The organism is Microlunatus sagamiharensis (genome assembly GCF_900105785.1).
GTDB classification, from domain to species: domain Bacteria; phylum Actinomycetota; class Actinomycetes; order Propionibacteriales; family Propionibacteriaceae; genus Microlunatus; species Microlunatus sagamiharensis.
In genome coordinates this window covers 3,934,451-3,955,941 of record NZ_LT629799.1, presented here as the reverse complement: position 1 = coordinate 3,955,941, position 21,491 = coordinate 3,934,451, and the positions used below count along the sequence as shown (strand labels likewise).

Here is a 21,491-nt window from a genome sequence, read left to right as displayed (position 1 = left end):
CACCACCTCACGACCCGAGCTCGCCCACACCACGCCCCGCGCCCGCGGAAGGACCACCCATGACCGACACCGCCACCCGGCCCGCCCCCGGCACCTCCTCCTCGACCGGCCGCACCGGTCCCGTACGCCTCCTCGACACCGCACGCACGACCCTCGTGCCCGCCACCGGCGGCCGCATCACCGGCGGGCTGTGGGCCGAGCGCCGCCGGGTCAACCGCGAGGTCAGCGTCACGACCGGCTGGGACCGGCTGCACGAGGCCGGCAACTTCCTGAACCTCGAGCTGGCTGCCGGGCAGCAGCCCGGCCAGGCGTACGTCGGTTCGCTGCCGTTCCTCGACAGCGACCTCTACAAGTGGCTGGAGGCGGTGGCGTGGACGTTCGCCGACCCCGACCTCGACGAGGCGGGCGAGGCCCGCCTCGAGGAGTTCCTCACCACCTCCGCCCGGCTGCTCGAGGCGGCGCAGGCCGACGACGGCTACCTCGACTCCTACTTCCAGGTGAACTTCCCCGGCGAGCGCTTCGTCCAGCTCGCCTGGGGCCACGAGCTCTACTGCGCCGGCCACCTGATCCAGGCCGCGGTGGCCCTGAACCGCACCCGCGGCGACGCCCGCCTCCTCGACGTCGCCCGCCGGGTCGCCGACCTCGTCGTGCGCTCGTTCGGGAGCGAGGAGGGCCGCGTCGACGGGATCTGCGGCCACCCCGAGGTCGAGACGGCGCTCGTCGAGCTCTACCGCGAGACCGGCGAGCAGTCCTACCTCGACGCCGCGCGCTACTTCGTCGACCGCCGCGGCCACCAGCTGCTCGGCGGCCACGGCTTCGGCGCGCACTACTTCCAGGACCACACGCCGGTGCGGGAGGCGACCTCGGTCGAGGGCCACTCGGTGCGGCAGGTCTACCTCCTCGCCGGGGTCGCCGACCTCTACGTGGAGGACGGCGACGACACGCTGCGCGAGGCGGCCGACCGGCTGTGGCACGAGATGGTCGCCACCAAGACCTACGTGACCGGCGGGATCGGGACCCACCACACCGACGAGGCGTTCGGGGACCCGTACGAGCTGACCAACGAGCGCAGCTACTGCGAGACCTGCGCGGCGATCGGCTCGGTGATGTTCAGCTGGCGGATGCTCATGATCACCGGCGAGGCGCGCTACGCCGACCTGGTCGAGCGGACGCTCTACAACGGCTTCCTGGCCGGGCTGTCGCTCGACGGGCAGCGCTACATCTACGCCAACCCGCTGCAGGTGCGCGAGGGCCACATGGCCGGCGGCAACGACCGCGACTACGCCCGCAAGCCGTGGTTCAAGTGCGCGTGCTGCCCGCCCAACGTCATGCGCACCCTCGCCTCGCTGGAGCACTACGTCGTCCTCGGCGGCGCCGACGGCCTGCGCGTGCACCAGTTCGTCCCCGGCTCCTGGACCGCGCCGGTCGGCGACGCCGAGGCGTCGGTCAGCGTCGTCACCGACTACCCCTGGGCCGGCCGGGTCGCCGTGACCGTGGACGCCTCCCCGGGCACCTGGGGCCTGACCGTGCGCGTGCCGCACTGGGCCGGCGGCGCGACCCTCACGGTGAACGGCGAGCCGGTCACCGCCGATGTCGCCGACGGCTGGGCCAGCGTCACCCGCGCCTGGGAGCCCGGCGACACGCTGGTGCTCGACCTGCCGCTGGAGCCGCGCCTCACCCGGGCCGACAGCCGCGTCGACGCCGACCGCGCCAGCGTCGCCCTCGAGCGGGGTCCGCTCGTCTACTGCTTCGAGGCCGTCGACAACCCGGGCCACCGCCTCGACGACGTGGTCGTCGACGTGGCCGGCCCGGTGGCCACCGCGTCCACCGACGCGGCGCTGCCCGACGACGTGGTCACCCTCGCCGCGCAGGGCCGCGTACGCCCGCGCCCGACCGAGGGCTGGTGGCCGTACGCCGACGCGCGCTCCCCCGAGCCGGGCGACGGCGAGGCGGTCACGCTGACCGCGGTGCCCTACTACGTCTGGGGCAACCGAGCGCCGGGCGCGATGCGCATCTGGACGCCCGCGGGCTAGGCCGGGGGCGGGTCGGCCTCAGGTGGGGTTGGCGACGAAGTCGAACGTCGACGGCACCGGCGACGGCGGCTCGGTCCCGAAGGCCAGCACGATCTCCTGGTGGTCAACCAGGCGCAGGTCGGCCGGGTCGCCCTCGAGCGGGCGACCGTCGACGAAGGCCCACAGCCGCCGGTCGTCGCCCGCCTCGAGCCCGCCGAGGTGGCGTGCGTCGAGGCGGACGCCCCACTCGACGAAGAGCTGGCCGAGGGTGAAGGTCGTGCCGGCGTCGGCCGCCTCGGCGTGCACCACGCCGGTGTCGGCGTGGGTGTGGATCTCGGAGTAGAGCTGCTGCTGCACGTCGATGCCGATGTTCGCCGGGACCGGCACCGGGCGGCCGTCGACGAGCACGTCGAGGTGCACGTGGAAGTGCTGCACCATCCCCTCCGACGGGGCGGCGTCGAGCCCGGCAGCCCGTACGCCCTCGGCCGGCGTCACGGGCGCGGGCCACGGGGGCAGCGCAGTGCCGCCGCCGGCGTACGAGGCGGGGACCCGCGGGGGCTCGAGGGCACCGGCGGCGGCGACGAGGAGCGCGACGGCCGCGAGCGCGGACACGACGGCCAGCAGGACCGCCCGGCGCCGCGGGGCGCGGGGGCCCTCGGTCGTCACCGCGTCGTCCACCCGCCCAGGCTAGGTCGGGACGCCGCGGAGCGGGCCGGGTTCAGCTGGTCCAGGCCCGCCAGAGCCGGGCGTACTCGCCGTCGGCCGCCACCAGCTCGTGGTGGCTGCCCAGCTCGACGATGCGCCCGTCCATCACGACGGCGATCCGGTCGGCGTCGTGCGCGGTGTGCAGGCGGTGCGCGATGGCCACCACGGTGCGGTCCTGCAGCAGCGCGGCCATCGACCCCTCGAGGTGCCGCGCGGTCGTCGGGTCGATCAGCGAGGTCGCCTCGTCGAGCACGAGGGTGTGCGGGTCGGCGACCACGAGCCGGGCGAGCGCGATCTGCTGCGCCTGGGCCGGCGTCGGCTCGAGGTGGCCGGAGCCCAGTCGGGTGCCCAGGCCCTGCGGCAGCCGCTCGACCCACTCCAACGCCTCGACCGTCCGCAGCGCCTCGCGCACGACGTCGTCGCCGGCGTCCTCGCGGGCCAGCACGACGTTGTCACGGACGGAGCCCGCGAAGACGTGGTGCTCCTGCGTCACCAGCGCCACCTCGGTGCGCAGCACCGGGAGCGGCAGGCTCAGCAGCTCGACCCCGCCCACCGTCACCGAACCGGTCCGCGGGCCGTTGATCCCGGCCAGTAGCCGGCCCAGCGTCGACTTGCCCGACCCGCTCGGGCCGACGACCGCCAGCCGCTCGCCGGGCCGCAGCGTCAGGTCGACGCCGTGCAGGACGTCGCGACCGGGCCGGTACGCGAAGCGCAGGTCGGTGCCGAGCAGCCGGCTCCCCTCCGGACGGGCGTCGCCGGCCTCCCGGTCCTGCGGCACCTCGGCGACCCCGAGGAGCCGGGCGGTGGAGGCGATGCCGACCTGGAGCTGGTCGAGGTTGCGGATCAGCCGCTGCAGCGGCTCCTTGAGCGCCTGGAGGTAGAGCGTCGCCGCCGTGAGCTGGCCGAGGCTGACCCAGCCGCGGGCGTAGCCGTACGCCCCGAGCGCCAGCACGAGGACCAGCGGGGTGTCGAAGGCGATCCCGAGCGCCCCGAAGAGCAGGTTCCGCAGGGCCATCGTGTAGCGCTCGGCCTGCGAGGACTCGGCGATGTCGTCGTCGTTCACCGTGTTGCGGCGGTCCTGCAGCCCCAGCGCCTCGACCGTCCGGGCGCCCTCGACCGTCTCCGTGAGCGAGGTGTTGATCAGCGAGTAGGTGCCGCCCTCGGTCACGTAGCCCTGCGCCGCACGGCGCAGGTAACGCCGCACCGCGACCACGAGCACCGGCAGGCTCAGCACCAGCGGCAGCGCGAGGAAGACCGAGTTGAGCAGCATCGCGCCGATGGTCAGCAGCGTCGTCGCGAGCGCGACGGCGGCCTCGGGCAGCCCGTAGCGCACGCTCCGGCTCATCTCCGAGACGTCGCGCGTGACGCGGGTGACGAGGTCGCCCGAGCTCGCCGACTCGACGCGGCCCAGCGGCAGCCCGAGCACCGTGTCGACGACGTGCTCGCGCGCCGAGGCCAGCAGGTCCTGGCCGAAGACGACCGAGACCCGCAGGGCCAGGAAGGTCAGGACGGCCTGGACGACGACGACCGCCGCGACCGCGAGCGCGAGCGCGTCCACCTGGTCGGCGGTCGTCCCGCCGGCGGCCGTGCCGTCGACGAGCCGCCCGACCACCCGCGGCACGACCAGCCCGGCCAGGGCGGCGAGCGCGTGCAGGACGAGGAGCGCGGTGACCGTACGCCGCCGCGTGCGCACGAGCGCGAGCGCGAAGCGGCCCACGACGCCGCGCGTGGCCACCGGCAGCGCGCGGTCGGGGTGCAGCGAACCGTCGTAGTACGCCTGCGCGCGCTGCTGCCGCAGCCGGTGCCGCGCGCGCCAGGCCGCGAGGCGGCGTCGGGGCGACCGCGTGCGCGGGACGTGCAGCTCCGTCGGGACGCGGGCCGGCGTCCGCGCGTCGCTCCAGGTCTCCGCCGACGCGGGCAGCGGCCGTACGCCCGGCGCGCCCGGCTGCTCGCGGCCCGGCGTCGTGGTGAGGGCCAGGTCAGACATCGCTCGCCTCCCACTGGTCGACCGCGGACCGGGTCACGACGCGCCGGTAGGCCGCCGAGCCGTGCAGGAGCTCCTCGTGCGTCCCGGTCTCGACGACCCGGCCGTGGTGGAGCAGCGCGACGGCATCGGCCTGGTGCAGCAGCAGCGGCGAGGCGGTGACGACGACGGTCGTCCGTCCCCGGCGGGCGCGCCGCAGCCGGACGCCGATCTCGGCCTCGGTGTGCGCGTCGACGGCCGAGGTGGGCTCGACCAGCACGAGCACGTCCGGCTCGAGGGCGAGCGCGCGGGCGAGCACGAGCCGCTGGCGCTGGCCGCCGGACAGCCCGCGGCCGCGCTCCTCGACGACGCCCTGCCAGCCGCCGGGCAGCGCCTCGTAGACGTCCTCGGCGACGGCGGCGTGCACGGCGGCCTCGGCCTGCTCGCGCGACAGCCGGCCGTGCGGGTCCAGCACCGACTGCAGCGTCCCGGCGAAGGTCGAGCTGCTCGCGTCGCTGACCAGCACCCGCTCCCGGACGGCGCGGACGGGCACCTCGCCGAGGTCGACGCCACCCAGGCTCACGCCGAGCCGGCCGTTGGCGACGGCCTGGTCCTCGCGGTCGACCGCCCGGCGTCGCTCGCGCTGCTCCTCGCGGGCCCGGCGCAGCGCCCGGCCGTGGAGGGCGGCGTCGACGTCGAGCCCGACCGCGCCGCGGCTCGCCGGGAGGTAGCGCCCGAGCCGGTCCGCCAGGGCCGCCGAGTCCTCGGGGACGGCCGACACCAGGGCCGTGAGCCGTCCGGGCTCGGCGACGAAGCCGGACCGCTCGTCGACGAGGGCCCCGTCGCCCGGCAGCACCAGCGACGGGTCGCCGGCCTGCCAGGGCGGGTCCTCGCTCAGCAGCGTGACGGCCTTGCGCGCCGAGACGATGGCGCGGATCCAGCGCTGGGCGAAGTTGAAGAAGGACTGGACGGGCCAGACCATGAACACCGCGTAGCCGGCGAAGCTCACCAGCTCGCCCACGCTCAGCCCGCCGGTCAGCACGGAGCGGGTGCCGAGCCAGACGAGCAGCACCAGGAACAGCCCGGACAGCAGCACGCCGGCCGAGTCGACGACCGCCTGCCAGACGCCGGCCGACACCCCGGCCTGGCGGGTGCGGTCGGACTGGGCGGCGTAGTTGCGCCCGAACGTCCGCTCCCCGCCGATGCCGCGGAGGATCCGCAGGCCGGCGACGATGTCGGTGGCCAGCCCGGTCAGCTCCGAGGACCGGGTCCGCTCGGTCTCCTCCCGGCGCTGCAGGGGACGGAAGAGCGGCACGACGAGCAGCACGATCATCGGCGCGGCGACGAGGACCAGCAGCCCGAGCGGCACCGACGTGGTGAGCACCAGGCCGGCGATGACCAGCGTCGCGATGAAGGCGCCGACCGCCTCGGACACGATCTGAGAGAGCCCGCCGAACTCGTCGCTGTCGGAGGCGGAGACGCTCAGCACCTCTCCGGTCGGGCTGCGGCGGGAGAGCACGGAGCCGAGCTGCGTCGACTTACGGGTCACGAGCTTCATCGGCCCGTACATGCCGATGAGCCAGGAGCGCACGACGAGCGTGTGGTAAACGACGCCGGCACCGACGCCCAGCAGGACCAGCCCGAGGAGGACCAGGAGCAGGCGCACCGTCGTCTGGCTGTCCCCCGCCCGGATCCCGTCGTCGATGACGCGCCCGATGACGTACGGGCCGACGGAGCCGGGCAGCCACTCGAGCATGCTCACGAGGCAGGCGACGGCCAGGACCTGCCACTGCTGGCGCAGCAGCCACACCAGGAAGCGCTTGGGCCCCCGCAGGTCGGGGTGGCGGAAGAGCTCGCCACGCTCCGGGGCACCCGCGGCGCCGTCGCTGTAGGCGTGGACCAGCGGGGGGAAGTCGTGCATGAGGTCACCCAGGCTAGTGAGGTGGGAGCGTTCCACGAAGTGGTTTAGCCGCCGTCGCCCTCCGGCCACCGTACCGACACCCCGCCGTCGCCCCGCCGTCGCCCGGTGCGGGTCCCGGGGCCATCCTGGGGACGTGGAGGGTTCGGTCTGCGTCGCCGGCGGGGGCCCCGCCGGGATGGTGCTCGGTCTGCTGCTCGCCCGGGCCGGCGTCGAGGTCACGGTGCTGGAGTCCCACGACGACTTCCTGCGCGACTTCCGCGGCGACACGATCCACCCGCCGACGCTCGACCTGCTGCGCGACCTCGGGCTCGGCGAGCGGATCGAGGCCGTGCCGCACACGAGCCTGCGCACCCTCGAGGTCGTGGTGGACGGCGTACGCCTCCGGGCCGCCGACCTGCGCTGGTCCGGGCGGTCGCACGAGATCTGGCTGATGCCGCAGTGGGACCTGCTGGACGTGCTCGCCGAGGCGGGCCGCGCATACCCCTCCTTCACCCTCCACATGGGTACCCGGGCGACCGGGCTCGTCCGCGACGGCGAGCGGGTGGTCGGGGTGGAGGTGGAGGGACCCGACGGACCCGGACGGGTCCTGGCCGACCTCGTCGTCGGTGCGGACGGTCGACGTTCGTCGGTGCGCGACGCCGCCGGGCTCGAGCTCGCCGAGGACGGCGTGCCGGTCGACGTGCTCTGGTTCCGGGTGGACCGCGACGACGAGGGCCTGCCGGACACCCTCGGCAACGTCGGGCGCGACCTCGTCGTCACCATCCCGCGCATCGGCTACCACCAGACGGCCCTGCTCATCCCCAAGGGCGGCTTCGACCAGGTGCGTGCCGAGGGCGTGGAGCGGTTCCGGGACCGGGTGGTCGCGGTGGCGCCCTTCCTCGCACCCGGCATCGGCCGCGTCACCTTCGACGACGTCTCCCTGCTGGACGTCCGCATCGGGTGGGCACCGCGGTGGCACCGGCCGGGGGTCCTGCTGATCGGGGACGCCGCCCACCCGATGTCGCCGGTCTTCGGCGTCGGCATCAACTACGCGGTGCAGGACGCCGTCGCCACTGCCCGGGCGGTGCTCGCCGCTGGCGGGCCGGCGTACGCCGACGAGTGCGTCCTGGCCGCGGTCCAGCGCCGGCGCTACCTCCCCGTCCGCGGCATGCAGCAGATGCAGCGCGTGGTGCACGCCGTCATCGGTCGCCGCGGCGGGCTGCCCGCCCTGCCGCCGAGGCCGCTCCTCCACCTCGCCGCCGCCGGTCCCCTGCGGCTGACGCCGCCGCTGGTCGGGCGGTTCGTCGGGTCGGGGTTCCGTCCGGAGCGGCTGGACTTCTAGCCGGCCAGGGCTCGCCGCCGTCCCCTGTCAGGGCCGCTGCCTAGGATCGGCGCATGTCGAGCGACGCGAGCGGGACCGAGCAGGAGCAGCAGCCGGGAGGTGTGGCCGGGGCGACCGAGGACGGGCGGGTGTACGTCGTGACCCCGCAGGCCATGGCCGTCGAGGGCCCTCCCGCTCCGCAGGAGGAGGGCGCCCAGCCCGCGACCGCGAGCTCGGTGACCGACCAGGTGTCGGAGCCGGCCAAGGTCATGCGCATCGCCACGATGATCCGCCAGCTGCTCGACGAGGTGAAGGCCGCACCGCTCGACGAGGCGAGCCGCCAACGGATGGGCTCGATCTACACGACCTCGATCGGCGAGCTCAAGCAGGGCCTCTCGCCCGACCTCGTCGACGAGCTCGAGCGGCTCTCGTTGCCCTTCTCGGCGGAGAGCACCCCGAGCGACGCCGAGCTCCGGATCGCGCAGGCGCAGCTCGTCGGCTGGCTCGAGGGGTTGTTCCACGGGATCCAGACGGCGCTGTTCGCGCAGCAGATGGCCGCACGGGCGCAGCTCGAGCAGATGCGCCGCGCCCTCCCCCAAAGCGGACCGCAGATGCCGCAGCCTGGTGGGCAGCCGGGTGGAGGTCCTGGGGGGATGTACCTCTAGCTCTTTCCTGGGCTAGGTGGTCGGGTCCGCCGGAGGGGGCCGGGCTCGGTTCCTCGAACCTGCCCCTCGTCACTCTGCCTCACGCTGATCCACAACCACCCGGGATTCAGGCATCTCAGGTTCGCTGAACCGAGCCCGGCCCCCTCCGGCTCCTACGCGCCGCGGGGTCTCGCTTAGTGGAGCTCTGGCCCTCATCACCCCGGACGCCTCACCCGGCGCCCCGGTTGCGCGTCGGGCACAGTCCGCCCTGGGGGAGGGCGCGGCGCATCTCCTCGAACATTTCTCGCGCGGCAGGGAACCGATACCGGTCGCGTTGCGTCCCATCCGAGCAGTTGTCCCACGACGACCTCTCGGAGGATGCATGTCCACCTCGATCATGTCCCGCACCACCGGCCTCACCGCGGCTCGCGCCGCCCACTCGCAGCGACGCGGGCCGGCGTGCGCGTCCAGCCCGGAGGTCTTCCAGGACGTGCTGGTCGAGGACCCGCCCCGCGGCGCCATGACCCGCGCGGACCGCGACCGGCAGACCCGCCTCGTCGGGCAGGCGCGGGCGATCTGCGAGGCCTGTCCGCTGCGGACGGCCTGCCTCTACGACGCCGTCGTCCGCCACGACGTCGCGGGCTTCGTCGCCGGGACCACGGTGCGGCAGCGCAACGAGATCCGCCGCCGTCTCGGCATCGTCGTCGAGAACGAGGACCTGGACACCCTGGCGGGAGTCATCGGCGGAACCCGGCAGATCGACCACGACGAGGTCCTGCGGCTCCGCCGGGCCAACCCGGACGAGACGCTCGAACAGCTCGCCCACCGCCTCGGCTGCTCCCTCTCCACGGTCAAGCGCCACCTGCGTCGCGAACGTCAGGAGCCCACGGTCCGCCGGACGGTGACGCGGCCGATGCCCGTCCAGGTCCTGCAGGTGACCGCCGCGGTCGTGTCGGGAAGCGCCACCGCCCGTCGAGCCGCCTGACGAGGCGTCGCTGATTCGACGGAGAACGCAGAAGAGCGCTGTCAGACCACGAAGGTCTGCCAGCGCTCTTTCTTTCTCCACGCTATCGATAGCAATCGAACCAGCTCGCTATTACCCCGGGCCCCTGTCACGAGGGGTACCGCGCGATAACAAGAGCGCGGGCCTATAGGTCGTCCTCGGCGGACGAAGAATGCTGACCTCGAGCGTCCTTCGGCAGGCTCAGCGAGCGTCCTCCGCACCTCTTCTTTCACATCACCTGAATGCGTCTGAACGCACAAATACCTCAGGGTCAACCACGAATGGTTGACCCTGAGGTGTGTGTGTTGTCCGGCGACGTCCTAGTCTCCCACACGGTCCACCGTGCAGTACCATCGGCGCTGAAAGGCTTAACTTCCGGGTTCGGAATGGATCCGGGTGTTTCCCTGTCGCTGTGATCACCGAAACTCTATGGAGATGTAGGTGCGAAACCAATCACCGATCAAAGATTAGATCTCGATCGAGACTGGTCTTTCGACCGTGTCTCGAGAGACCTCACAGTGGACGCGTAGCATCTTTGTAGTAAACAAGCCCTCGGCCTATTAGTATCGGTCAGCTCCACACATTGCTGTGCTTCCACATCCGACCTATCACCCAGTGTTCTGCTGGGGGCCTTACCAGGCTATCCTGTGGGAGCCTTCATCTTGGAGCGTGCTTCCCGCTTAGATGCTTTCAGCGGTTATCACTTCCGAACGTAGCCAACCAGCCGTGCTCTTGGCAGAACAACTGGCACACCAGAGGTTCGTCCGTCCCGGTCCTCTCGTACTAAGGACAGCCCTCCTCAAGACTCCTACGCGCGCAGCGGATAGGGACCGAACTGTCTCACGACGTTCTAAACCCAGCTCGCGTGCCGCTTTAATGGGCGAACAGCCCAACCCTTGGGACCGACTCCAGCCCCAGGATGCGACGAGCCGACATCGAGGTGCCAAACCATGCCGTCGCTATGGACGCTCGGGCAAGATCAGCCTGTTATCCCCGGGGTACCTTTTATCCGTTGAGTGACGGCGCTTCCACATGCCACCGTCAGATCACTAGTCCCGACTTTCGTCCCTGCTCGAGGTGTCCCTCTCACAGTCAAGCTCCCTTGTGCACTTACACTCGAAACCTGATTGCCAACCAGGCTGAGGGAACCTTTGGGCGCCTCCGTTACCTTTTGGGAGGCGACCGCCCCAGTCAAACTACCCATCAGGCACTGTTCCTGATCCAGATGATGGACCTAGGTTAGATATCCAGAACAACCAGAGTGGTATTTCAACGTTGACTCCACGACAACTGGCGTCGCCGCTTCACAGTCTCCCACCTATCCTACACAAGCTGTACCGAACACCAATACCAAACTATAGTGAAGGTCCCGGGGTCTTTCCGTCCTGCTGCGCGTAACGAGCATCTTTACTCGTAGTGCAATTTCGCCGAGTCCGTGGTCGAGACAGCGCCCAAGTCGTTACGCCATTCGTGCAGGTCGGAACTTACCCGACAAGGAATTTCGCTACCTTAGGATGGTTATAGTTACCACCGCCGTTTACTGGCGCTTAAGTTCACCGCTTCGCCTCACAGCTAACAGTTCCCCTTAACGTTCCAGCACCGGGCAGGCGTCAGTCCGTATACATCGTCTTACGACTTGGCACGGACCTGTGTTTTTAGTAAACAGTCGCTTGGGCCTGGTCTCTGCGGCCTTTCACGCTCTCCAGAGCAAGTCTGGCAAACGCGTCCGGCCCCCTTATCCCGAAGTTACGGGGGCATTTTGCCGAGTTCCTTAACCACGGTTATCTCGATCACCTTGGTATTCTCTACCTGACCACCTGAGTCGGTTTAGGGTACGGGCGGCTCTAGAACTCGCTCACGAAGATTTTCTAGGCAGCATAGGATCACTCACTCGCCGGCCCGTAGGCCGACCAGCCGTCATGTCTCAGGCCATATGAGATGCGGATTTACCTACACCTCGCCCTACACACTTAGCCCGGGATCACCTTGCGGATACCATCGCCCGGGATGAGCTACCTTCCTGCGTCCCTCCGCAGCTTGCCTAATACAAGTCTGGTTCGCAGACTCATCGACACATCACCCGAAGGATCCATGCGACTTGCGTGCTTAGCATCGCTCGCCTCGGCATGATCGTGCTAGCGCCGGTACGGGAATATCAACCCGTTGTCCATCGACTACGCCTGTCGGCCTCGCCTTAGGTCCCGACTTACCCAGGGCAGATTAGCTTGACCCTGGAACCCTTGGTCTTTCGGTGGAGGAGTTTCTCACTCCTCATTCGCTACTCATGCCTGCATTCTCACTCGTGTGCTCTCCACGGCTAGGTCACCCTGCCGCTTCATCGCGCACACGACGCTCCCCTACCCATCCACACCCCTGCGACGAATCGAGGGTGATATGTGAATGACACAGCTTCGGCGGATTGCTTGAGCCCCGCTAAATTGTCGGCGCAGAATCACTTGACCAGTGAGCTATTACGCACTCTTTCAAGGGTGGCTGCTTCCAAGCCAACCTCCTGGTTGTCTCCGCAACTCCACATCCTTTTCCACTTAGCAACCGCTTAGGGGCCTTAGCTGGTGTTCTGGGCTGTTTCCCTCTCGACTACGAACCTTATCGCCCGCAGTCTCACTGCCGCGCTCTCACTTACCGGCATTCGGAGTTTGGCTAATTTCGGTAAGCTTGTGGGCCCCCTAGACTATCCAGTGCTCTACCTCCGGCAAGAAACACGCGACGCTGCACCTATATGCATTTCGGGGAGAACCAGCTATCACGGAGTTTGATTGGCCTTTCACCCCTATCCACAGCTCATCCCCCAGGTTTTCAACCCTGGTGGGTTCGGGCCTCCACGACGTCTTACCGTCGCTTCACCCTGGCCATGGATAGATCACTCCGCTTCGGGTCTAGAGCATGCGACTCGGCGCCCTATTCGGACTTGCTTTCGCTACGGCTTCCCCACACGGGTTAACCTCGCCACATACCACTAACTCGCAGGCTCATTCTTCAAAAGGCACGCCGTCACCTCGCCTTGCGGCTCAGCTCCGACGGATTGTAGGCAATCGGTTTCAGGTACTATTTCACTCCCCTCCCGGGGTACTTTTCACCTTTCCCTCACGGTACTTGTCCGCTATCGGTCACCAAGGAGTATTTAGGCTTAGCGGGTGGTCCCGCCGGATTCACAGCCAATTTCAGGGGTTGGCTGCTACTTGGGGTGACACTCAGCAGTGACACACTTACGTCTACAGGGGTGTTACCTTCTGTGCCGCGTCTTCCCAGACCGCTTCGACTTCATGTGTCATTTTTGACTGCTCGACCGGATGACAGCCCGATCAGAATGGCCCCACAACACCGCACATGCAACGCCTGTCAGCTATCACACACATACGGTTTGGCCTCTTCCGCGTTCGCTCGCCACTACTGACGGAATCACTGTTGTTTTCTGTTCCTGTGGGTACTGAGATGTTTCACTTCCCCACGTTCCCTCCAACCGCCCTATGTGTTCAGGCGGAGGTCGCCGGACATTACTCCGGTTTCTTTCGAGGTTTCCCTATTCGGAGATCCCCGGATCGAAGCTCGTTTACCAGCTCCCCGGGGCTTATCGCAGGTTACGACGTCCTTCATCGGCTCTTGGTGCCTAGGCATCCACCGATTGCCCTTAGTAGCTTGTTGTTACTACAAAGATGCTCGCGTCCACTGTGAAGTTCTCAACACACGGGCGGTAGCGCAGCCCGACCACACGCATGTGGCCGGCACTGGTCCGCACTGAAACCCGGCGACAACCCCCGAAGAGGTTAGGCGACCGAAATTTCAGGACCCAACAGCGTGCCCGGGCCGACCCACTCACCCGCTCGAGGTTCCACTCCCACCCTTCCGAAGAAGCATGAGCTGTACTGACGAACGCGATCGCGCATCGGCTTAATGGTCAATGTTCCACATTCCAGAGCCGCCAGCGTGAAGACACATGCTTCACCAACCAGCGATGGACGCACACCCCGAAAGGTCTGCGCCATAGAGCTCCTTAGAAAGGAGGTGATCCAGCCGCACCTTCCGGTACGGCTACCTTGTTACGACTTAGTCCTAATCGCCAGTCCCACCTTAGACGGCTCCCTCCACAAGGGTTGGGCCACCGGCTTCGGGTGTTACCGACTTTCATGACTTGACGGGCGGTGTGTACAAGGCCCGGGAACGTATTCACCGCAGCGTTGCTGATCTGCGATTACTAGCGACTCCGACTTCATGGGGTCGAGTTGCAGACCCCAATCCGAACTGAGACCGGCTTTTTGGGATTCGCTCCACCTTGCGGTATCGCAGCCCTTTGTACCGGCCATTGTAGCATGCGTGAAGCCCTGGACTTAAGGGGCATGATGACTTGACGTCATCCCCACCTTCCTCCGAGTTGACCCCGGCAGTCTCCTATGAGTCCCCGGCATTATCCGCTGGCAACATAGGACGAGGGTTGCGCTCGTTGCGGGACTTAACCCAACATCTCACGACACGAGCTGACGACAGCCATGCACCACCTGTACACCGACCTTGCGGGGGCTACATCTCTGCAGCTTTCCGGTGTATGTCAAACCCAGGTAAGGTTCTTCGCGTTGCATCGAATTAATCCGCATGCTCCGCCGCTTGTGCGGGCCCCCGTCAATTCCTTTGAGTTTTAGCCTTGCGGCCGTACTCCCCAGGCGGGGCACTTAATGCGTTAGCTTCGGCACGGAGAACGTGGAATGTCCCCCACACCTAGTGCCCACCGTTTACGGCGTGGACTACCAGGGTATCTAAGCCTGTTTGCTCCCCACGCTTTCGCTTCTCAGCGTCAGGTGATGCCCAGAGAACCGCCTTCGCCACCGGTGTTCCTCCTGATATCTGCGCATTCCACCGCTCCACCAGGAATTCCGTTCTCCCCTGCATCCCTCTAGTCCGCCCGTATCAAAAGCAGGCTCGGGGTTAAGCCCCGAGTTTTCACTCCTGACGCGACGGACCGCCTACAAGCCCTTTACGCCCAATAATTCCGGACAACGCTCGGACCCTACGTATCACCGCGGCTGCTGGCACGTAGTTAGCCGGTCCTTCTTCTGTAGGTACCGTCACGTTAGCTTCGTCCCTACTGAAAGCGGTTTACAACCCGAAGGCCGTCATCCCGCACGCGGCGTTGCTGCATCAGGCTTGCGCCCATTGTGCAATATTCCCCACTGCTGCCTCCCGTAGGAGTCTGGGCCGTATCTCAGTCCCAGTGTGGCCGGTCGCCCTCTCAGGCCGGCTACCCGTCGAAGCCTTGGTGAGCCATTACCTCACCAACAAGCTGATAGGCCGCGAGCCCATCCCTGACCGCCGGAGCTTTCCACCCCCGAACATGCGTCAAGGGGTCGTATCCGGTATTAGCAGCTGTTTCCAGCTGGTATCCCAAAGTCAAGGGCAGGTTGCTCACGTGTTACTCACCCGTTCGCCACTCGTGTACTCCCGAAGGAGCCTTACCGTTCGACTTGCATGTGTTAAGCACGCCGCCAGCGTTCGTCCTGAGCCAGGATCAAACTCTCCGTTGAAAAATATCGACAACCACAACCACCCCGAAGAGCGCCTGCAGTGAATCGTCACAAACAACGAGAATCGACCATGACATGGACCCATTGCTGGGTCAATCAACAATCAATCTCAAAGGAACCGCCCCCAACCAAACCACCCCACATCAGTGGAGAAGCAAGCCAGGGCACGGGTTCGATAGTGCTATTTGGCATTGACTTTTAAGCACGCTGTTGAGTTCTCAAACTTCGCTCGCACACCGCACAGACCCTTCCAGATCTGCTTGGGGCAACTCGGAAAACATTACCCGATCAGCCTCAGCGAATCAAATCCGCCCCCACCGACCCCCACCAGACACACCCCAGCACCGGACACGATGGGCTCGACAAGAGCGCACACCAATCCGGACCAGACCTGCCCAGTGGGTCCCACCCGGTTCCGACCGAGTCCCAGCCAAGACCCGAAAGTCCCTGCCTTGCTCGTTCGCTGCCCCGGGGGGCGAGAAAGAACATTACGCCCAGATGACACGCAGGGCAACTCCTGGGCGGTGGCTGTTGTCACAGGGGCCCACGCCGTCCATCCGTACAAGACCGGCCGGCACCGGTGATAACGGCACGCACGCAGGCACGACGCGCGCCGTCCGACCCGGGGCCCCTCCCGACGGAGGGACACCGACCGCCACCGGTCGCCTCGGACCCAGATCTAGGCGACCATGACGCCCAGCTGCACGGCCGACCAGGAGAGGGCCGGGAGGCGCAGGCGTACGACGTCCCTACGCTCCCCCTCCACCGTCACGTTCTCCAGACCGCGGAGCCCCACCCGCTGGTCGGCTGCGGTGCTCACGCTGTGGCGGTCGCCGCCCTCGGGGATCGTCAGGACCTCCGCCCCGATGAGCTCGCCGACCCGGAGGCCACGGAGGTCGACCTCGACGTCGGCCGGGCCCTCGAGGGAGCGGTTGGCGAGGAAGAGCGCGACCCGGCCCGACTCCGCGTCGTACGTCCCGCTGACGTCCACCAGGGGCGCGTCCCCGTAGCGCTGCGTCGGTGCGAGGTCCGACTCCACGTGGAGACGGAGGATCTCGCCCCGGGCGAGGGCGGACGTCCGCGCGAACGGCCAGAAGATCGACTGGCGCCAGGCCGGCCCGCCCGGCTCGGTGAGGATCGGCGCGATGATGTTCACGAGCTGGGCCTGGTTGGCGATCGTCACCCGGTCCCCGTGGCGCAGCAGCGAGTTGAGGAAGGTCCCGACCACCACCGCGTCCGTCACCGTGTAGACGTCCTCGATCAGCCGAGGGTGCTCCACCCACCCCGAGGTGCCCACCTGCGACGGGCTGTCCTCGCCCTCGCGCTTCTGGTACCAGACGTTCCACTCGTCGAAGGAGATGTTGATCCGCTTGCGGCTCTTGCGGGCCGCGCCGACGGCGTCGATCGTCGCGACGACCGACTCGATGAAGTGGTCCATGTCCACCGCCGAGGCGAGGAAGCTGGCGTGGTCGCCGTCGCTCTCCTCGTAGTAGGCGTGCATCGAGACGTAGTCGACCTCGTCGTACGCGTGGCCGAGCACCGTCTGCTCCCACGCCCCGAAGGTCGGCATCAAGGACCCGGAGCTCCCGCACACCACCAGCTCGAGGTCGCGGTCCACGTAGCGCATCGCCTTGGCGGCCTCCTGCGCCAGCCGGCCGTACTCGTCGGCCGTCTTGTGCCCGATCTGCCAGGGCCCGTCCATCTCGTTGCCGAGGCACCACAGCTTGATCCCGAAGGGGTCCTTGGCGCCGTTGGCGATGCGCCGGTCGGACAGGGCGGTGCCGCCGGGGTGGTTCGCGTACTCGACGAGCTCCCGCGCCGCCTCGACCCCTCGGGTGCCGAGGTTGACGGCCTCCATGGGCTCGACGCCGGCCTTGCCCGCCCAGCGCATGAACTCGTGCAGCCCGAAGGCGTTCGTCTCGACGGTGTGCCAGGCCCCGTCGAGGCGCCGCGGCCGGTCGGCGACCGGCCCGACGCCGTCCTCCCAGCGGTAGCCGGAGACGAAGTTGCCCCCGGGGTAGCGGACCACGCTGACCCCCATCTCGCGGGTCAGGTCGAGGACGTCGGTGCGGAACCCCTCCTCGTCCGCGGCCGGGTGCCCCGGCTCGAAGACGCCCGTGTAGACGCAGCGCCCCATGTGCTCCACGAAGGAGCCGAAGATGCGGCGCGGCACCTCCCCCAGCGTGAAGTCCCGGTCGACGACGATGCGCGCGCGTGTCACGGCGGTCACGTTACAACGATGGAAACGCGCCCGGATGGCTGGTTCCGCGCGTCGTGAGCGGCTTCCAGGACCCTCGGGACGTCCCACCCGGCGCTCCGCTGTGGTCCGCCTGAGAGCCGGGCCGCGAGCACCCGTTCGACGCGGACGCCGCGCTACCGTCGAAGAGGAGCGACGCCTCCACGAAGGACAGGGATGACTGATCAGCTGCCCGGCCGTACACCCCCGTGGGCGATGGGGATGTGGGTCCAACCCCTGCGCCCGCAGCCCCAGCCGGCCTCCGAACCCGTCCGCATCGGCGACGCCGAGCGCGACGAGGCGCTGAACCGCCTCGGTGACCACTTCGTCGCCGGCCGGCTGACGCGCGAGGAGTTCGACGAGCGCAGCGAGACGGCCATGGGGGCACGCTTCGACAGCGACCTGGCGCCGCTGTTCCGTGACCTGCCCAAGCCGCCCGAGGCCGAGGTGGCGCGTCGTCCGCAGGCGAACGGTGCCGCCGTGGCCCGCGCCGGGGTGTCGGCGACGCTGCTGCTGCTGGTGCCGGTGCTCGTGCTCGCCGTCGTCGCCTCGATCGCCCTGCACGGGCCGATCTTCTTCGGCCCGATCATCTGGCTGCTCGTCCTCGGCCACCTCGGTCGTCGGCAGCGCTACCACTAGCCGCGCGGGGTCAGCCGAACCAGCGCAGCAGCTCGGGCACGATACCGCCGTCGGCGAAGGGGACGCTGACCGCGTCGGCGGCCTCCTGGACCTCGGGCGGCGCCTCGGCCAGCGCGACCCCGCGACCCGCCCAGCGCAGCATCTCGATGTCGTTGCGGCCGTCCCCGGCCGCCAGCACGTCCTCGGCCCTGACCCCGAGGTCGGCGGCCACCTGCGCGAGCGCCGTGGCCTTGTTCACGCCCTCCGGCGCGATGTCGAGCCAGGCGCTCCAGCCCACGAAGTAGGTCACGCCCTGCAGTCCCAGGTGCTCGGCGAGGGCGACGAAGTCGTCCATCGAGCGGCGCGGGTCGCGCAGGATGACGCGCGTCACCGGCTCCGCCCCCAGCTCCTCGGCGCTCTGGACCACCAGCTCGCCCGTCAGGTCGCCCTCGGGGAAGTGCTCGTTGAGCCGGAACCCGCGCCCGATCTCCTCCACCGCGATGAGCGTCCCCGGCGCGAAGGACTCGACCCGCTCGATCACCTCGCGCGGGTCGAACGTCACCGCCTGGAGGATCTCCTGCGGAGGGTAGGAGACGATCACCGCGCCGTTGGAGCAGACGGTGGGCCCGGTCGGCAGACCGAGCAGCTCCACGACCTCGCGGGTGCTGTGCCACGCGCGGCCGGTGGCGAGCACGACCGGCACCCCGGCGGCGAGCACCCGGCCGATGGCGTCGGCCATCTCCGGCGCCAGGACGCCGTCGCGGTCGACGACCGTGCCGTCGACGTCGAGGGCGACCATGCGCGGCCGCCAGCCGGCCCGGGTCTCGGGCACGAACGCGGTCACGCGGTTCAGGCCGTACGCGTGGGGACGAGGAGCTCCCGACCGCCGAGGAACGGCCGGAGCGCGACCGGGACGCGTACGGAGCCGTCGGCCTGCTGGTGGTTCTCCAGGATCATGATGATCGTCCGCGTCATGGCGCACAGCGTCCCGTTCAGGGTCGCGACCGGCGCCGTGCCCGTCTCGAAGCGAGAGCGGATGTTGAGCCGCCGCGCCTGGAACTGGGTGCAGTTCGAGGTCGAGGTGATCTCGCGGTAGCGGCTCTGCGTCGGCAGCCAGGCGTAGCAGTCGTACTTGCGCGCGGCGCTCAGCCCGAGGTCGCCACCGGCCAGCTCGAGCACCTGGTAGGGGATCTCGAGCGCGTCGATGAACTCCTTCTCCCAGGCCAGCAGCCGCTGGTGCTCGGCCTCGGCGTCCTCCGGCGCGCAGTAGACGAACATCTCGACCTTGTCGAACCAGTGCACGCGGAAGATCCCGCGGGTGTCCTTGCCGTACGAGCCGGCCTCGCGGCGGTAGCTCGGGCTGTAGCCGGCGTAGCGCAGCGGCAGGCTCCCCGCGTCGAGGACCTCGTCGGAGTGGTACGCCGCGAGCGGCACCTCCGCGGTCCCCACGAGGTAGAGGTCGTCGGCCTCGAGGTGGTAGACGTCCTGGGCCGCCTGGCCGAGGAAGCCGGTGCCGGCCATCGCCGACGGCTTGACCAGCGCGGGCGGGATCATCGCCGTGAAGCCGTTGCGCAGGGCGGTGCTCATGGCGAGGTTCAGCAGGGCGAGCTCGAGCTCGGCGCCCTGGCCGGTCAGGAAGTAGAAGCGGGAGCCGGAGACCTTCGCGCCGCGCTCGACGTCGATGGCGCCGAGGATCTGGCCGAGCTCGAGGTGGTCGCGCGGCTCGAAGCCCTCGGCGGCGAAGTCGCGCGGCGCGCCGTGGGTCTCGAGCACGACGTAGTCGTCCTCGCCGCCCTCGGGGACGCCGTCGGCGACGAGGTTGCCGACCTGCTCGACGAGCCCGGTGAACGCGGCCCCCAGCTCGCCGGCCATGGCCTCGGCCTTCTTGACGAGCTCGGCCAGCTCCTTGGTGCGGGCCAGCAGCGCGGCGCGCTCCTCGCCGGAGGCCTTGGGGATCTGGCGGCCGAGGTCCTTCTGCTCGGCGCGCAGCTGCTCGAAGCGCGCGATCGCCCCGCGGCGGGCCTCGTCGGCGGCCAGCAGGTCGTCGACGAGCTCCACCGACTCCCCGCGGGCGGCCTGGGAGGCTCGGACGCGGTCAGGGTCGGTGCGCAGCACCTGGACGTCGATCACGCGGTTCAGCCTAGCGAGAGGGCACCTCGGGCCCGGCCCCGTTTCCACGCGGCCGGGGAACGGTCCTCACGGAGCCCGCCCGACCGGACGGCCCTCAGGCGGGACCGTCGAGCTGCTGGTCGACGGCCTCGCCGAGGGCGGTCAGACCTTCATGCCCCTCGACGACCACGGCTTCGGACCTCTCGCCCGGGTGCAGGACCGCTTCGGCGTCTCACGTCCAGAGCGCGATGGCCTCCGCGGCACCGTGGCCGCGGCTCGGCTGGAAGGTCAGGAACGGCATCGCCTCGGCCATCGGAGCCCCTCTGCTCGGAAGCCCCCGTCCTGCCGGCCGCGACAGACGGTTGTCACCCCACCGCGGACGCGTACGGGCGGCGGCCATGATCGGGGAGGCGGCCGCCGCGGGCGCGGACGCGGGACGAAGGAGACGCACGTGAAGGCTCTGTTCATCGGGGGCACCGGGATCATCAGCTCCGACTCCAGCCGGCTGGCGGTCGAGCGCGGCTGGGACCTCACCCTGCTGAACCGCGGGAAGCAGAGCACCCGACCCGCGATCGAGGGCGCCCGCGTCCTCGTCGGCGACGCGACCGACCCGGCGTCGGTCCGGGCCGCGGTCGGCGACGAGACCTTCGACGTGGTGGTCAACTTCCGCGCCTTCACCCCCGACCAGGTGCGGGCCGACGTCGACCTCTTCTCCGGGCGCACCGGCCAGTACGTGTTCATCAGCTCGGCCTCGGCCTACCAGAAGCCGGTGCTGCGCCGCCCGATCACCGAGTCGACGCCACTGCGCAACCCGTACTGGCAGTACTCCCGCGACAAGATCGCCTGCGAGGAGCTGCTCGTGACGGCGTACCGGCGCGACGGCTTCCCGGCGACGATCGTGCGGCCGTCGCACACCTACGACGCCACGCTGATCCCCTTCGACGCGGGCTGGACCATGATCGACCGGATGCGGCGCGGGCTCCCGGTCGTCGTGCACGGTGACGGCACCTCGCTGTGGGTGCTCACCCACGCCCGCGACTTCGCCCGCGGCTTCGTCCCCCTGCTCGGCGACCCGAGGGTGGTCGGCGACAGCGTCCACATCACCAGCGACGAGACCATCACCTGGGACGCGGTCGCCCACGCCCTGGCCCGCGCCGCGGAGGTGGAGGCCGACGTCGTGCACGTCTCCTCGGCCCGCCTCGGGCGCGCGGTGCCGGCGTGGGAGCAGGGCCTGCTCGGCGACAAGGCGCACTCGCTGGTCTTCGACAACGCGAAGGTCAAGGCACTGGTCCCCGACTTCACCGCCACGACGACCTGGGCGGAGGGTGCCCGCGAGGTCGTCGCCTTCCACGACGCGCACCCCGAGCTCCAGGTCGTGGACCACGAGCTCGACGCGACGCTGGACCGCCTCGTCGAGGCCGAGCGGGGCTGAGCCGGCGCCACCAC

12 protein-coding genes and 3 rRNA genes are annotated in these 21,491 nt (G+C 69.2%); 6 read left to right on the top strand and 9 right to left on the bottom strand.

The genetic code is table 11. The features are described from left to right. Positions 1–59: 59 nt before the first annotated feature. Positions 60–2,033, top strand: coding sequence for a glycoside hydrolase family 127 protein (locus tag BLU42_RS18205; protein WP_091077758.1), 1,974 nt, complete (start codon positions 60–62; stop codon positions 2,031–2,033). Between the two features lie 18 nt (positions 2,034–2,051). Here the strand turns inward: BLU42_RS18205 and BLU42_RS18200 are convergent, their stop codons facing one another. The 3 genes from BLU42_RS18200 to BLU42_RS18190 are packed head-to-tail and all read right to left on the bottom strand — an operon-like array spanning position 2,052 to position 6,601. Beyond that, a complete protein-coding gene (locus BLU42_RS18200; RefSeq protein ID WP_197680503.1) occupies positions 2,052–2,690 on the bottom strand; it encodes a hypothetical protein in 639 nt (212 codons plus the stop codon). A 40-nt stretch (positions 2,691–2,730) separates the two neighbouring features. Then, on the bottom strand, positions 2,731–4,704 hold the full coding sequence (locus BLU42_RS18195) for an ABC transporter ATP-binding protein (protein ID WP_091077755.1): 1,974 nt from the start codon (positions 4,702–4,704) through the stop codon (positions 2,731–2,733). After that, complete coding sequence (locus BLU42_RS18190) at positions 4,697–6,601, bottom strand: ABC transporter transmembrane domain-containing protein (protein ID WP_091077752.1); 1,905 nt, start codon at positions 6,599–6,601, stop codon at positions 4,697–4,699. The genes BLU42_RS18195 and BLU42_RS18190 overlap by 8 nt, the downstream gene beginning before the upstream one ends. 133 nt (positions 6,602–6,734) lie before the next feature. On the opposite strand from BLU42_RS18190, the gene BLU42_RS18185 reads away from it, so the two are divergent. The 3 genes from BLU42_RS18185 to BLU42_RS18175 all read left to right on the top strand — a co-directional run bounded on the left by BLU42_RS18185 (position 6,735) and on the right by BLU42_RS18175 (position 9,530). Next, positions 6,735–7,922: an FAD-dependent oxidoreductase gene (locus BLU42_RS18185; protein ID WP_197680502.1), complete on the top strand. Its 1,188-nt coding sequence runs from the start codon at positions 6,735–6,737 to the stop codon at positions 7,920–7,922. A 53-nt stretch (positions 7,923–7,975) separates the two neighbouring features. After that, entirely contained in the window at positions 7,976–8,566 is a 591-nt protein-coding gene (locus BLU42_RS18180) for a bacterial proteasome activator family protein (protein ID WP_269457998.1), read from the top strand. 361 nt (positions 8,567–8,927) lie between these two features. Further along, positions 8,928–9,530, top strand: coding sequence for a WhiB family transcriptional regulator (locus BLU42_RS18175; RefSeq protein ID WP_091077743.1), 603 nt, complete (start codon positions 8,928–8,930; stop codon positions 9,528–9,530). A gap of 325 nt (positions 9,531–9,855) precedes the next feature. On the opposite strand, the gene rrf is transcribed toward BLU42_RS18175, so the two are convergent. The 4 genes from rrf to arfA all read right to left on the bottom strand — a co-directional run bounded on the left by rrf (position 9,856) and on the right by arfA (position 17,303). Continuing rightward, positions 9,856–9,972 (bottom strand): 5S ribosomal RNA (gene rrf / locus BLU42_RS18170). Between the two features lie 116 nt (positions 9,973–10,088). Continuing rightward, positions 10,089–13,211: ribosomal RNA gene (locus tag BLU42_RS18165) — 23S ribosomal RNA — on the bottom strand. A gap of 353 nt (positions 13,212–13,564) precedes the next feature. Then, positions 13,565–15,082 (bottom strand): 16S ribosomal RNA (locus BLU42_RS18160). The 16S, 23S and 5S rRNA genes sit together here, the layout of an rRNA operon. A 679-nt stretch (positions 15,083–15,761) precedes the next feature. Beyond that, positions 15,762–17,303 (bottom strand): arabinosylfuranosidase ArfA, encoded by a 1,542-nt coding sequence (gene arfA, locus BLU42_RS18155; RefSeq protein WP_091077740.1) that lies wholly within the window; start codon positions 17,301–17,303, stop codon positions 15,762–15,764. Between the two features lie 192 nt (positions 17,304–17,495). On the opposite strand from arfA, the gene BLU42_RS18150 reads away from it, so the two are divergent. Beyond that, positions 17,496–17,957: a DUF1707 SHOCT-like domain-containing protein gene (locus BLU42_RS18150; RefSeq protein WP_091077736.1), complete on the top strand. Its 462-nt coding sequence runs from the start codon at positions 17,496–17,498 to the stop codon at positions 17,955–17,957. 10 nt (positions 17,958–17,967) lie between these two features. On the opposite strand, the gene BLU42_RS18145 is transcribed toward BLU42_RS18150, so the two are convergent. Beyond that, positions 17,968–18,735 carry an HAD family hydrolase gene (locus tag BLU42_RS18145; RefSeq protein ID WP_091080933.1) on the bottom strand — a complete coding sequence of 256 codons (768 nt, stop codon included), beginning with the start codon at positions 18,733–18,735 and terminating at the stop codon, positions 17,968–17,970. Between the two features lie 50 nt (positions 18,736–18,785). Beyond that, positions 18,786–20,066 (bottom strand): serine--tRNA ligase, encoded by a 1,281-nt coding sequence (serS, locus tag BLU42_RS18140; RefSeq protein ID WP_091077732.1) that lies wholly within the window; start codon positions 20,064–20,066, stop codon positions 18,786–18,788. Positions 20,067–20,496: 430 nt separating this feature from the next. Between serS and BLU42_RS18135 the strand changes: the two genes are divergently transcribed. Continuing rightward, a complete protein-coding gene (locus BLU42_RS18135) occupies positions 20,497–21,477 on the top strand; it encodes an NAD-dependent epimerase/dehydratase family protein (RefSeq protein WP_231918278.1) in 981 nt (326 codons plus the stop codon). The last annotated feature ends 14 nt before the right edge of the window (positions 21,478–21,491 follow it).

Bases quoted from the DNA above. Each gene is read 5' to 3' on its own strand.
- BLU42_RS18205 (WP_091077758.1), top strand. From the start codon at position 60: ATGACCGACACCGCCACCCGGCCCGCCCCCGGCACCTCCTCCTCGACC.
- BLU42_RS18195 (WP_091077755.1), bottom strand. From the start codon at position 4,704: ATGTCTGACCTGGCCCTCACCACGACGCCGGGCCGCGAGCAGCCGGGC.
- BLU42_RS18190 (WP_091077752.1), bottom strand. From the start codon at position 6,601: ATGCACGACTTCCCCCCGCTGGTCCACGCCTACAGCGACGGCGCCGCG.
- BLU42_RS18180 (WP_269457998.1), top strand. From the start codon at position 7,976: ATGTCGAGCGACGCGAGCGGGACCGAGCAGGAGCAGCAGCCGGGAGGT.
- BLU42_RS18175 (WP_091077743.1), top strand. From the start codon at position 8,928: ATGTCCACCTCGATCATGTCCCGCACCACCGGCCTCACCGCGGCTCGC.
- BLU42_RS18150 (WP_091077736.1), top strand. From the start codon at position 17,496: ATGACTGATCAGCTGCCCGGCCGTACACCCCCGTGGGCGATGGGGATG.
- BLU42_RS18145 (WP_091080933.1), bottom strand. From the start codon at position 18,735: ATGGTCGCCCTCGACGTCGACGGCACGGTCGTCGACCGCGACGGCGTC.